Raw genomic sequence first — 13,050 nt, forward strand, 5'->3', positions numbered from 1 at the left:
CCGGCTGCGGTGCTGCACCGCCAGCCGGCATTTTTTCATTTCAAAGTGGCTTGTACTGAATCCATGTCCGGCACCCTCGCCCTTACCGAACAACTAATCTCGCGCGCATCCGTCACGCCCGACGACCAGCATTGCCAGCGTCTTCTGATCGAACGCCTGTCCGCGCTCGGCTTCGAGCACGAGACGATCGAATCGAACGGCGTGACCAACCTGTGGGCCGTCAAACGCGGCGTGGACGGCACGAACGGCAAGCTGCTCGCGTTCGCCGGCCATACCGACGTGGTGCCGACCGGGCCGCTCGAACAATGGCATTCGGCACCGTTCGAGCCGACCCATCGCGACGGCAAGCTGTACGGCCGCGGCGCGGCGGACATGAAGGCGTCGATCGCCGGCTTCGTGGTGGCGAGCGAGGAATTCGTCGCGGCGCACCCGGCGCATCGCGGCACCCTCGCGTTCCTGATCACGAGCGACGAAGAAGGCCCCGCCACCGACGGCACCGTCAAGGTCGTCGAAGCCTTGCAGGCGCGCGGCGAACGGATGGACTACTGCATCGTCGGCGAGCCGACCTCGAGCGCGCAACTCGGCGACATGGTGAAGAACGGCCGGCGCGGTTCGATGTCGGGCAAGCTCACCGTCAAAGGCGTGCAAGGCCATATCGCCTATCCGCATCTGGCGAAGAATCCGGTGCATCTGTTCGCGCCTGCACTGGCCGAACTGGTCGCCGAGCGCTGGGACGACGGCAACGACTATTTCCCGCCCACCACGTGGCAGGTGTCGAACATTCACAGCGGCACGGGCGCGACCAACGTGATCCCGGGCCACGCAGACGTGATGTTCAACTTCCGCTTCTCGACGGCCAGCACGGTGGAAGGCCTGCAGGCGCGCGTTCACGCGATCCTCGACCGGCACGGCCTCGAATACGATCTGCAATGGAACGTGAGCGGCCTGCCGTTTCTCACGCCGCGCGGCGATTTGTCGAACGCGCTGGCCAAAGCGATCAAGGACGAAACCGGCGTCATGACCGAACTGTCCACCACCGGTGGCACCTCGGACGGCCGCTTTATCGCGCGCCTCTGCCCGCAGGTGATCGAATTCGGCCCGCTGAACGCCAGCATCCACAAGATCGACGAACATATCGAAGTCGCCCACATCGAGCCGCTGAAAAACGTGTATCGCCGCGTGCTCGAACAACTTATTGCGTGACCCAAGGACTATTTGCGATGACGCTCCCGTTTTCCACTGTTCGCGACCTGCTGCGTTTCGCGGTGTCGCGCTTCAACCAGGCCGAACTGTCATTCGGTCACGGCTCGGTCAATGCTTACGACGAAGCCGCCTATCTCGTGCTGCATACGCTGCATCTGCCGCTCGATCTGCTGGAACCGTTTCTCGACGCGCGCCTGAGCGCAGCGGAGATCGACGCCGTGCTGAACGTGATCGAACGCCGCGCCAGCGAACGCGTGCCGGCCGCGTACATCACGCAGGAAGCATGGATGCACGGTTTCCGCTTTTACGTCGACGAGCGCGTGATCGTGCCGCGTTCGTTTATCGGCGAATTGCTGCAGGACGGCTTGCAGCCGTACGTGGAAGATCCCGAGCAGGTGAGCGCGGTGCTCGAACTGTGCACCGGCTCCGCGAGCCTGGCGATCCTCGCGGCGCACGCGTTCCCGAACGCGGATATCGACGCGGTCGACCTGTCGGCGCCGGCGCTCGAAGTCGCCACGCGCAACGTGACCGACTACAAGCTCGACGATCGCATCGCGCTGTTCGAAGGCGATCTGTACGCGCCGCTCGCCGAGCGCCGCTACGACGTGATCATCAGCAATCCGCCGTACGTGAACGCCACCTCGATGCAGGAACTGCCGGCCGAATACAAGCACGAGCCGGACATGGCGTTGGCGGGCGGTGCCGACGGCATGGACATCGTGCGGCGAATCATTGCGCAGGCGCGCAACTGGCTGACCGACGAAGGCGTGCTGGTGGTCGAGATCGGCAACGAGCGGGCGAATGTCGAAGCGGCCTTCGGCGGCCTCGACCTGGTCTGGCTGTCGACCAGCGCCGGCGACGACAACGTATTCCTGATTCAGGCCGCCGATCTGCCGGTTTAAGTTAGCTTGTCTGAAACGGGCTTGCCCGATCGGGCGAGTCGCGCGGCAAAGCCTGCTTTTGCCGCGCGACGCCGCGACGTCGCCCCGCCCCGCCGCACCGGCCACCATGGCCGGGATTTCAAAGCGCGGCCTGAACACACCCCAACGCACGCACGTTCGGTAAGATGAGCGCGGTAAGTTATCCGCCGCTCATCCACCCGGCTTGAGCCGCGCTTCGTCAACCCTTCGCCCGCCTATGCAATTCGACCTGGTTCACGTCGGTCCGCTGGTCGCCCTCGCCCACCTTCTCGGCTTGGTCGCGGCGTGCCACGCGATTCTCAACACGCGCACCTCGCAAGGGGCGATCGCGTGGGCCGTGTCGCTGGTCGCGATGCCTTATCTGACGCTGGTGCCGTACCTGTTCCTCGGCCGCAGCAAATTCGCCGGTTATGCCGATGCGCGCCGCGTCGAGAACGAACTGCTGCGCACGCGCGCGCATCCGCCGGAATGGGACACGCGGGCTTCCTCCGCGGGACTACCTACCCAGGAACTCGGCGCGCGGCTCGTGCATTCGCTCACGCGGCTCGGCGGCATGCCGTTCCTGCCGGGCAATTCGGTGCGCACGCTGGTGAACGGCGCGGCAACATTCGAAGCCATTTTCGAAGCGATCGAAAACGCGCGTCACTATGTGATCGTGCAGTTCTTCATTGTTCGCGACGACGCGCTCGGCGACATGCTCAAGGACGCGCTGATCGCGAAAGCGCAGCAAGGCGTGCGCGTGTACTTTCTGTACGACAGCATCGGCAGCTTCGATCTGCCGCACCGCTACGTGGCGGCGCTACGCGCGGCCGGCGTGGAGACGCATCCGTTCGCGACCAATCGCCGCTTCGTGAACCGTCTGCAACTGAACTTCCGCAATCATCGCAAGATCGTTTCGGTGGACGGCGAACGTGCGTTTGTCGGCGGCCATAACGTGGGCGTCGAATATCTGGGCGGCAAGCCGCCGTTGTCGCCGTGGCGCGATACACATATCGAAGTGCGCGGCCCGGCGGTCGCCAGCATTCAGTTCGTGTTCACCGAAGACTGGCACTGGGCCACCCAGCAATTGCCCGAATTCGACATGCCGGCGGCGCCCCCGGCCGATCAGAGCGAGAGCCCGGGCATGCATTGCCTCGTGGTGCCGAGCGGACCGGCCGACAAGCAGGAGACCTGCTCGCTGTTCTTCGTCGAAGCGATCAACGCGGCGCGCGAGCGGATCTGGATCACCACGCCTTACCTGATTCCCGACGAGGCCGTGTTCGCCGCGTTACGGCTCGCGGTGCTGCGCGGCGTGGACGTACGCATTCTGATTCCCAGCCGGCGCGATCACCGCGTGGTGTTCACCGCGTCGAAACTCTACGCGTACGATTCGGTGCGCGCGGGGATTCGGATCTTCCGTTATCAGCCGGGTTTCCTGCATCAGAAAGTGGTGCTGATCGACAAAGTGGCCGCGGCCATCGGCAGCGCGAATCTCGACAACCGTTCGTTCCGGCTGAACTTCGAAATCATGGTGCTGACCGTGGACCGCGGCTTCGCCAAAGAGGTCGAAGCAATGCTGCTGAACGACTTTGCCGAGTCGCGCGAAATCGACCGCACCGAGTACCGGAATGCGAGCGCGTTGCGGCGGGTGTTGATGCATGTGGCGCGGCTGTTTTCGCCGGTGCTGTAGGCGTCGCTTCGGCAACGCCCGCACCACCCAACCCATCACAACTGCTTTTCAATATCCTCGGTGATCGCCTCGGGCTTGGTCAGCGGCGCGTAGCGCTTCAGCACACTGCCGTCACGGCCGATCAGGAATTTGGTGAAATTCCATTTGATCCCTTCCAGACCCAGCAGACCCGGCGCCTCTTCGGTCAGATAGCGGAACAGCGGATGCGCGTTCGCGCCGTTCACGTCGATCTTGTCGAACATCGGGAAGGTCACGCCGTAGTTCTTCTCGCAGAAGCTGCCGATTGCCGACGCATCGCCCGGCTCCTGCTTGCCGAACTGGTTGCACGGAAAGCCGAGCACCGCCAGTCCGCGCGCCGCGTAGGTGTCGAACAGCTTCTGCAAACCCGCATATTGCGGCGTGAAGCCGCATTCGCTCGCCGTGTTGACGATCAGCAAAACCTTGCCTTGATACTGCTCGAGACTCACTTCCTCGCCGCCGAGCTTACGTGCCGAAAAAGAATAAATCGATGTCATGTGTGCTCCCCCGTAAAAGCTGCCAGTCTATGCCAAAAGTCGCGCCGGAACAGTCGGCCGAATGGCCGATCCCCGTTGAGCGCCCGGTGTCCGCGCCGGCAGTCTAAAATAGCGTTTTTCTTCAGCCGGCCTCTTCGTGATCCGCTTTAATCAGTTCAGCCTCGCGCGCGGCACCAAGCCGCTCTTCGACAACACCACGTTCACCCTCAACCCCGGCGAAAAAGCCGGCCTCGTGGGGGCGAACGGTGCGGGCAAGTCGACGCTGTTTGCCGTGCTGCTCGGCGAACTGCATGCGGACGGCGGCGACTTTGCCATGCCGCCCAACTGGCAGATCGCTCACGTCGCGCAGGAAACCCCGGCCGCCGATAAAACCGCCCTCGCCTACACGCTAGACGGCGACGCGGCCTTGCGCGCGATCGAAGCCGCGATTGCCGCGGCCTCCGCCGCGCATGACGGCGCGGCCGAAGGCGAAGCACACGCGGCTTTCGCGGACGCCGACGGCTACACCGCGCCCGCGCGCGCCGAAGCGTTGCTGCTCGGCCTCGGCTTCACGCTCGACCAGACCCGCGAGCCGGTTAGCAGCTTCTCGGGCGGCTGGCGCATGCGTCTGAATCTCGCTCAGGCGCTGATGTGCCGCTCGGATCTGCTGCTGCTCGACGAACCGACCAATCACCTGGATCTGGACGCGATCGTCTGGCTCGAAGACTGGCTGAACCGTTATCCGGGCACGCTGATCGTGATCTCGCACGACCGCGAATTCCTCGACTCGGTCTGCAACGTCACGCTGCATCTCGAACATCAGCAGATCAAGCGCTACGGCGGCAACTACACGCAATTCGAAGTGCTGCGCGCGCAGCAGCTCGCGCTGCAACAGAGCGCGTATGTGAAGCAGCAGCGCACGGTCGAGCATCTGCAGAGCTATATCAACCGCTTCAAGGCGCAGGCCACCAAGGCACGCCAGGCGCAGAGCCGCGTGAAGGCGCTGGAAAAGATGGAAATGATCGCGCCGGCGCACGCTGAGTCGCCGTTCACGTTCGAATTCCGCACGCCCGATTCCGCGCCGAATCCGATGATGGTGATGGAAAACGTGCGCTGCGGGTATCGCAACGAAGACGAAGGCGTCGAGATTCCGATCGTCGAGCACGTCATGCTGTCCATTCAGAACGGGCAGCGCATTGGCCTGCTCGGCGCGAACGGCCAGGGCAAATCCACACTGATCAAGACGCTCGCCGGCACGCTCGCGGCGCTCGGCGGCCACGTGCGCGAAGGCAAAGGGCTGCGGATCGGCTACTTCGCGCAGCATCAGCTCGAAACGCTGCGCGCCGACGACACACCGTTGCAGCACGTCGCGCGTCTCGCACCGGACACGCGCGAGCAGGAATTGCGCGACTTCCTCGGCAGCTTCAACTTTTCCGGCGAAATGGCCACGTCGAAAATCGCGCCGTTCTCCGGCGGCGAAAAGGCCCGCCTCGCGCTCGCGTTGATCATCTGGCAAAAGCCGAATCTGCTGCTGCTCGACGAGCCGACCAACCACCTGGATCTCGAAACGCGGCACGCGCTGACCATGGCGCTCGCGCAATTCGAAGGCACGCTGATTCTGGTGTCGCACGACCGGCATCTGCTGCGCGCCACAACCGACCAGTTCATGCTGGTCGCGAAGCATCGCCTGCAGGAATTCGACGGCGATCTCGACGACTACCGCGACTGGCTGCTGCAACACGCGGCAGAACAGCGCGCGGCGCTCAAGGCAGGCGCGGCGGCAAGCAATGCAGACAGCGGCGCGGACAACGGCGTGAATCGCAAGGAACAGCGGCGTCTCGAAGCGGAAACGCGTCAGAAGCTCGGGCACCTGAAAAAGCCGCTGCAAAACCGCATCACGAAGATCGAAAAGGAAATGGACTCGCTCAACGCGGAGAAGTCGACGCTGGATGCCTTCGTCGTCGATCCGGCCAGTTACGAGCCCGAACAGAAGAGCAAGCTGACGGAGGCGATCCGCCGTCAGGCAGATGTGAACGCGCGCCTCGAAACGCTCGAAGCCGAATGGCTCGAGACTCACGAGGAACTCGAGCAAATCGGCTAGCGGCAGGCGGTTTTCAATCCGCGCCGGTATCGACGGGAGGTTGGCCTTGTCATCCGCGACAGCATCATCCGTGTCATCGTCCAACGCGGCGCCGCCCGCGCTACAAGGACTGCGCGTGCTCGACCTGACGCGCCTGCTGCCCGGCCCGGTCGCCGCGTTGCGGCTCGCCGAACTCGGCGCCGACGTGCTGAAGATCGAAGCGCCCGGCGCGGGCGACCCGACCCGCACGATGATGCAGTCGTCGGGCGACCGGGTGGCCGGACGGCCCGGCGCGTTCTACCGGCTGGTCAATCGCGGCAAGCGCGAGACCCGTCTCGACCTCAAGTCCGACGCCGGCCGCAACGTGTTGCGGGCGCTCGCGGCTGAATCGGACGTGCTGATCGAAAGTTTCCGGCCCGGCGTGATGGAGCGGCTTGGCCTGGGCTACGAGACGCTGCGCGCGCTCAATCCACGGCTGGTCTACTGCGCGATCACCGGGTATGGCGCGAGCGGCCCGTTCGTCGATCATGCCGGCCACGATCTGAACTACATCGGCTATGCGGGTGTGCTCGAACAACTGGCGAGCCGCGACGGCACGCCGATCCTGCCGAATTTCCAGATCGCCGACCTGCTCGGCGGCGCATTGAGCGCGGTGACGCAGATTCTCGCCGCGTTGTGGCACGTGTCGCGCGGCGGCGAAGGCCGCTTCGTCGACGTCTCGATGACGCATGTCACCCACGCGCACAACGTCGTCGCCCAGGTCTCGCTCGCCAACGAAGGCGCGGCGCCCGCCGCCGGCGCAGGTCTGCTGAACGGTGGCGTACCCTGCTACAACCTGTACCGCACGCTCGACGACCGCTGGCTCGCGGTCGGTGCGCTCGAACTGAAGTTTTGGGAAACCCTGTGCATGGCGCTCGACCGGCCTGAATGGGCCACCCGTCACTGGAGCCTCGGTCAGGCGATCGGCGGCCCGGACGCCGCCGCGCTGACGCAGGAACTCGCCGGGGTGATCGGCAAGCGTGCGCTGAAAGACTGGGTTCTGCTGCTGGAGCCGCTCGACTGCTGCGTTTCGCCGGTGCTGACGGCGGCGGAAGCCGCACAGCATCCGCTGTTCAATCCGCAGGCTTACGCGGCGGCGTTGGCGGCCGCGGCGGAGGCAGAGCGCGCCATCGAAGCGAAGAAAAAGAAGAAAGAGCAGGCTGATCTGCAGCCGCGCGTGGAATTACGGCGCGGGTTCAACTGAGCGCGGGTTCGGGGCCCAAGGGGTTTGGGGCGCAGGGCGTGGAACCTCGGCACCCGGCAATCCGGACCCATGGCTCTTATAAACCCCACCCCTCAACGCCGCACCACGGACTGCCGCGGCAACGTCTGACGCGGCGTCTTCTCGTCGTCGTACAGCACGTACTTACGGCCTTCCACATGACGATTGATCGTGGCGCGCACGTCCGCAGCTGTGGCATCTTCGGCGACTACCCGACGCGAAATCTGCCCGGTGGTGTCGATCCACTCGACAATCCGGCAGGCGCCGCCCCAAGGCTGGCGAATCGGTGCGGAGACGCGGCAGCCGCGCACCTGGATGGACCGATCGACTACGGTTTCACATGACTGTTTCAAGGCGCGATCCTTTTTCTGGCATCTGAAGCGATGCATACGGCAATGCAATACGCTTGCAGCTTAGGAAAAAGGGTTGGCCGGCAGGTTACAGCCAATATGGAGATATTTACCGGCCATTACCGCCAGGCGCGTTCCGCACGGCGCCCGCCGGCGCCGGAAGCCCGTCTATTCGAGCGTGCGGACCCGGTCGATCGCCTGCTCGATCCGTTCGACCGCAACGACCTGTAAGCCTTCTATCGGCTGTTTCGGTGCATTGGCCTTCGGAATGACCGCGATGGAAAAGCCCAACTTGGCCGCTTCTTTCAGCCGGTCCTGACCGCGCGGCGACGGCCGGATCTCACCGGCCAGCCCCACTTCGCCGAATACGACGAGGCCTTTCGGCAGCGGCTTGTTGCGCATCGACGAATGAATCGCCAGCAGCACGGCCAGGTCGGCCGCCGGTTCGGTGATCTTCACGCCGCCCACCGCGTTCAGAAACACGTCCTGATCGAAACAGGCAATGCCGGCGTGGCGGTGCAACACCGCCAGCAGCATTGCGAGCCGGTTCTGTTCGAGACCCACCGCGAGCCGCCGCGGATTCGGCGCGTTGGCCGAGTCCACCAGCGCCTGCACCTCCACCAGCAGCGGCCGCGTGCCCTCCTGCGTCACCAGCACGCAGGAACCGGGCACCGACTGCTCGTGCTGCGACAGAAACAGCGCCGACGGATTGGCCACGCCGCGCAAGCCGCGCTCGGTCATCGCGAACACGCCCAGTTCATTGACCGCGCCGAAGCGGTTCTTGATGGCGCGCACCAGGCGATACGACGAATGCGTGTCGCCCTCGAAGTACAGCACCGTATCCACGATGTGTTCGAGCACGCGCGGCCCGGCCAGCGCGCCTTCCTTGGTCACGTGGCCGACCATGATGATGGTGGTGCCCGACTGCTTGGCGATGCGCGTCAATTGCGCCGCGCACTCGCGCACCTGCGCAACCGAGCCGGGCGCGGAGGTCAGCGCGTCGGAATAGACGGTCTGGATCGAGTCGATCACGGCGACGTCGGGCTGATGCTCGGCGATCGTCGCCTGGATTTTTTCGAGCTGGATTTCCGCGAGCAATTGCAGCTCGCTCGCTTTCGAGCCGGGCTCCAGCAACGAAAGCCGTTGCGCGCGCAACGCAATCTGCGCGGCCGATTCTTCGCCGCTGATGTAGAGCGCGCGTTTGTCGGCGGCGATTTCGGCGAGCGATTGCAGCAGCAGCGTGGACTTGCCGATGCCCGGATCGCCGCCGATCAGCACCACGCCGCCCGGCACCAGACCGCCGCCGAGCACGCGGTCGAATTCGCTGACGCCGGTGGAGAAACGCGGCACGTCGGACGCTTCGATGTCGGCGAGACGGCGCACCGGCGCGCTCTTCGCGAGCGACTGGAAACGGTGCGTGGACGGCGCCTCCGCCACCGATTCGACCAGCGTGTTCCACGCATTGCAGGACGGGCACTGCCCGGCCCACTTCGGCGATTGCCCGCCGCATTCACTACAGATGTACAGAGTCTTGGGTTTAGCCACGCGCGAGATTGCCTGAGTTGCTGTTTTCTGGATTGATGTCTTACTCGGCCCGCACCGGCACGCGCGGCGCGACCGCGCACATCAGCTCGTAGCCGATCGTGCCGCAGGCCTGCGCGACGTCGTCGATCGGCAGCGAGGTGCCCCACAGTTCGACGCGCGAACCGACGTTGGCGGTCGGAATCGGCGTCAGGTCGACGGTCAGCATGTCCATCGAGACCCGCCCGACGATCCGCGTACGCACGCCGTCGACGATCACCGGCGTGCCTTCCGGCGCGACCCGCGGATAGCCGTCCGCGTAGCCGCACGCCACCACGCCGATGCGCATCGGCGCACGCGACTTGAACGACGAGCCGTAGCCGACCGTTTGCCCTTCGCTCAGGGTCTGCACGGCGATCAGTTCCGACGCGAGCGTCATGGCCGGCTGCAAGCCCGTGCCCTGGATCGCGGCCGTCACGCCCGACGGCGACGCGCCGTACAGGATGATGCCCGGGCGCACCCAGTCGAAGTGCGCGGCCGGATGCCACAGCGTGGCCGCCGAGTTGGACAGGCTGCGCGCGCCGGCAATGCCCTGCGCGCCGCGCTCGAACGCTTCCATCTGATAGCCGATGCCGCGGTCGCCGTCGGCATCGGAAAAATGGGTCATCAGCGTGATCTGGCCGACGCCCTGGGCGGCGCGCGCGCGCTCCCACGCGGCGCGGTATTTCTCCGGCGTGTAACCGAGGCGGTTCATGCCGGTGTTCATCTTCAACTGGATGTTGACGGGTTTGGACAGGCGCGCCATTTCGAGCATGCGCAACTGTTCGTCCGAATGCAGCGCGGTGGTCAGGCTGTAGCGGTCGATCACGTCGATATCGGTCGGACGGAAGAAGCCTTCGAGCAGCAGAATCGGGCCGGCCCAGCCCAATTCACGCAACTTCACGGCTTCTTCGAGGTCAAGCAAACCAAAGCCGTCGGTGGCGCGCAGACCAGGGAAAGCACGGGCGAGACCGTGCCCGTAGGCGTTCGCTTTGACGACAGCCCAGATCTTCGATTTCGGCGCGTAGCGGCGGGCGACAGCGAGATTATTGGCGAGTGCGGCGGTATGGATCGTGGCTGAAAGGGGGCGCGGCATGGGATATTTTCGTAAAGACGCTTGCGAATCAGCGGCTTACAGGGCGTTTTCAACGCTCGGCAGCCCGCTGGGCGGTGCGATCAAGGATTTTGCTAGTCCGAATCCAGCTATTTTCATGATATAAAGCCGTGCGCACAACCCATTTCGAACGGTATAAGCCCGGACGCCTTCCACACGGCACCGGGGCGGACAGACCGCAGCGAGGACAGCATCGCATCAGATGAAAAAAGGTTTTTACACCATCATGGCCGCGCAGTTTTTTTCGTCGCTGGCCGACAATGCGCTTCTGATCGCTGCTATTGCACTGCTGAAAGATCTTCACGCCCCGAACTGGATGACGCCGCTGCTCAAGTTGTTCTTTGTGCTGTCGTACGTCGTGCTGGCTGCGTTCGTGGGCGCCTTCGCCGATTCGCGTCCCAAGGGGCGCGTGATGTTCGTCACCAACACCATCAAGGTCGCCGGCTGCATCACGATGCTGATCGGCGCGCACCCGCTGATCGCGTACGGCATCGTGGGGTTCGGCGCGGCGGCCTACTCGCCCGCCAAATACGGCATTCTCACCGAACTGCTACCGCCTGACCGGCTGGTCGCCGCGAACGGCTGGATCGAAGGCACCACGGTCGGCTCGATCATTCTCGGCACGGTACTTGGCGGCGCGCTGATCAGTCCGCACATCGCCGCGCCGATCCTCAGGCAGCACATTCCCACGGTCAACACGCCGGCCGAAGCGGCCATGCTGGTGATCATGGCGATCTACATCATCGCCGCGCTGTTCAATCTGCGCATTCCCGACACCGGCGCGCGTTATCCGAAACAGGAACGCGGCCCGATCAAACTCGTTACCGATTTCGCCGACTGCTTTCTCGTGCTGTGGCGCGACAAGCTGGGGCAGATTTCGCTCGCGGTCACCACGCTGTTCTGGGGCGCCGGCGCAACGCTGCAATTCATCGTGCTGAAATGGGCCGAGGTGTCGCTGAACATGTCGCTGTCCGAAGCGGCCATCCTGCAAGCCGTGGTGGCGGTCGGCGTGGCGGCCGGCGCGATCTTCGCCGCCTCGCGCGTGCCGTTGAAGAAGTCGCTGTCGGTGCTGCCGGTCGGCATCATGATGGGTATCGCCGTGATGCTGATGGCGTTCTACACGCGCAGCCTGTTCCCCGTTCATTGGGGCGTGTATTTCGGCCGCGTGCATGTGCCGGGCTACCTGATCGTCGCGTATATTTTCCTGATGATCGTCGGCGGTCTGTCGGGCTTTTTCGTCGTGCCGATGAACGCGCTGCTGCAGCATCGCGGGCACGTGCTGATGTCGGCGGGTCACTCGATCGCCGTGCAGAATTTCAACGAAAATCTCTCCGTGCTGGTCATGCTGTGCCTCTACGCCGTGCTGGTGTGGCTCGACGTGCCGGTCACGGCTGTGATCGTGCTGTTCGGCACCTTCGTCTGTCTGATGATGTGGCTCGTGATGCGGCGCCACCAGGCGAATCAGCGCGAGTTCGACTCGGTCGCGCTGATCGGCGAAGCCAGGCACTGATTCGCAGCGGGCCTCGCTCTCTCGCTAGCGCCCGCGCCTTCCTCGCGCCTTCCTCTTTCCTCGCTTTGCCATGACTCAACCTATTCCGAATGTGCTGACCATCGCCGGTTCCGATTCCGGCGGCGGCGCCGGCATTCAGGCCGATCTGAAGGCTTTCTCGGCGCTCGGCGCCTACGGCGCGAGCGTGATCACCGCGCTGACCGCGCAAAACACGCGCGGCGTCACGGCGATTCACGCGCCGGACCCCGGCTTCGTGACGGCGCAGCTCGACGCGGTGTTCGACGATATCCGCATCGACGCCGTGAAGATCGGCATGCTGGCGAACGCGCCGATCGCGCGAGCGGTCGCGGATGCGTTGCGGCGCCACAAGCCCAAACACGTCGTGCTCGACACGGTGATGATTTCGAAGAGCAATCACGCGCTGCTGCTGCCGGATGCGGTCGCGGCGGTGCGCGACGAACTGCTGCCGCTGGCCGATCTGCTGACGCCGAACCTGCCGGAAGCCGCCGCGTTGCTCGGCGTGCCCAGCGCGACCGATGAAGCGGGCATGGTCGAGCAAGGCGAAGCCCTGCGCGCGCTCGGTGCGCGCGCGGTGCTGATGAAGGGCGGCCATTTGAGCGCGGCGGACAGTCCGGACTGGCTGGTTGAAGCAGGCGGCACGTTGCGTCTTGGCGGCCCGCGTGTGCCGGTGAAGAACACGCATGGGACGGGCTGCACGTTGTCGTCGGCGATTGCGGCGCTGATTCCGCAACGTAGCGATCTGGCGAGCGCGGTGGCCGATGCGAAGCTGTATCTGACCGGCGCGCTGCAGGCGAGCGATCGGTTAGAGGTGGGCAGCGGGGTTGGGCCGGTGCATCACTTTTATCGGTGGTGGTGAGGGATTGGGCGG

Annotated in this window: 11 protein-coding genes; 7 read left to right on the forward strand and 4 right to left on the reverse strand. The window is 64.7% G+C overall.

Features of this window, described 5'->3' with window-relative positions; translation table 11 throughout:
- The first annotated feature begins 63 nt into the window (after positions 1 to 63).
- From dapE to cls, 3 genes are all read left to right on the forward strand, one after another.
- Positions 64 to 1,203: a succinyl-diaminopimelate desuccinylase gene (gene dapE, locus HWY05_RS37070; RefSeq protein ID WP_176061416.1), complete on the forward strand. Its 1,140-nt coding sequence runs from the start codon at positions 64 to 66 to the stop codon at positions 1,201 to 1,203.
- A 17-nt stretch (positions 1,204 to 1,220) separates the two neighbouring features.
- On the forward strand, positions 1,221 to 2,105 hold the full coding sequence (prmB, locus tag HWY05_RS37075; RefSeq protein WP_035546217.1) for a 50S ribosomal protein L3 N(5)-glutamine methyltransferase: 885 nt from the start codon (positions 1,221 to 1,223) through the stop codon (positions 2,103 to 2,105).
- Between the two features lie 235 nt (positions 2,106 to 2,340).
- The gene (cls, locus tag HWY05_RS37080; RefSeq protein WP_176061417.1) at positions 2,341 to 3,792 is read left to right on the forward strand and encodes a cardiolipin synthase; all 1,452 of its coding nucleotides are present in this window, start codon (positions 2,341 to 2,343) and stop codon (positions 3,790 to 3,792) included.
- A 35-nt stretch (positions 3,793 to 3,827) separates the two neighbouring features.
- Here cls and HWY05_RS37085 read toward each other — a convergent pair whose 3' ends face one another.
- Positions 3,828 to 4,307: a glutathione peroxidase gene (locus HWY05_RS37085; protein WP_035546221.1), complete on the reverse strand. Its 480-nt coding sequence runs from the start codon at positions 4,305 to 4,307 to the stop codon at positions 3,828 to 3,830.
- Positions 4,308 to 4,443: 136 nt separating this feature from the next.
- Between HWY05_RS37085 and HWY05_RS37090 the strand changes: the two genes are divergently transcribed.
- Both HWY05_RS37090 and HWY05_RS37095 read left to right on the forward strand, forming a co-directional pair.
- The gene (locus HWY05_RS37090; RefSeq protein ID WP_035546222.1) at positions 4,444 to 6,387 is read left to right on the forward strand and encodes an ATP-binding cassette domain-containing protein; all 1,944 of its coding nucleotides are present in this window, start codon (positions 4,444 to 4,446) and stop codon (positions 6,385 to 6,387) included.
- Between the two features lie 70 nt (positions 6,388 to 6,457).
- Positions 6,458 to 7,609, forward strand: coding sequence for a CaiB/BaiF CoA-transferase family protein (locus tag HWY05_RS37095; RefSeq protein WP_279614200.1), 1,152 nt, complete (start codon positions 6,458 to 6,460; stop codon positions 7,607 to 7,609).
- A gap of 92 nt (positions 7,610 to 7,701) precedes the next feature.
- Here HWY05_RS37095 and HWY05_RS37100 read toward each other — a convergent pair whose 3' ends face one another.
- The 3 genes from HWY05_RS37100 to alr form a co-directional block, all read right to left on the reverse strand.
- The gene (locus HWY05_RS37100) at positions 7,702 to 7,980 is read right to left on the reverse strand and encodes a DUF2866 domain-containing protein (RefSeq protein ID WP_035549064.1); all 279 of its coding nucleotides are present in this window, start codon (positions 7,978 to 7,980) and stop codon (positions 7,702 to 7,704) included.
- A 165-nt stretch (positions 7,981 to 8,145) separates the two neighbouring features.
- On the reverse strand, positions 8,146 to 9,522 hold the full coding sequence (gene radA, locus HWY05_RS37105) for a DNA repair protein RadA (protein WP_035546224.1): 1,377 nt from the start codon (positions 9,520 to 9,522) through the stop codon (positions 8,146 to 8,148).
- A gap of 40 nt (positions 9,523 to 9,562) precedes the next feature.
- The gene (gene alr, locus HWY05_RS37110; protein WP_035546226.1) at positions 9,563 to 10,633 is read right to left on the reverse strand and encodes an alanine racemase; all 1,071 of its coding nucleotides are present in this window, start codon (positions 10,631 to 10,633) and stop codon (positions 9,563 to 9,565) included.
- A gap of 220 nt (positions 10,634 to 10,853) precedes the next feature.
- Between alr and lplT the strand changes: the two genes are divergently transcribed.
- Positions 10,854 to 12,161, forward strand: a complete 1,308-nt coding sequence (lplT, locus tag HWY05_RS37115; RefSeq protein WP_035546229.1) for a lysophospholipid transporter LplT — start codon at positions 10,854 to 10,856, stop codon at positions 12,159 to 12,161.
- Between the two features lie 70 nt (positions 12,162 to 12,231).
- Positions 12,232 to 13,038 carry a bifunctional hydroxymethylpyrimidine kinase/phosphomethylpyrimidine kinase gene (gene thiD / locus HWY05_RS37120; RefSeq protein WP_035546231.1) on the forward strand — a complete coding sequence of 269 codons (807 nt, stop codon included), beginning with the start codon at positions 12,232 to 12,234 and terminating at the stop codon, positions 13,036 to 13,038.
- Positions 13,039 to 13,050: the final 12 nt, after the last annotated feature.

Source organism: Paraburkholderia sp. BCC1876 (assembly GCF_902833695.1).
GTDB lineage: Bacteria > Pseudomonadota > Gammaproteobacteria > Burkholderiales > Burkholderiaceae > Paraburkholderia.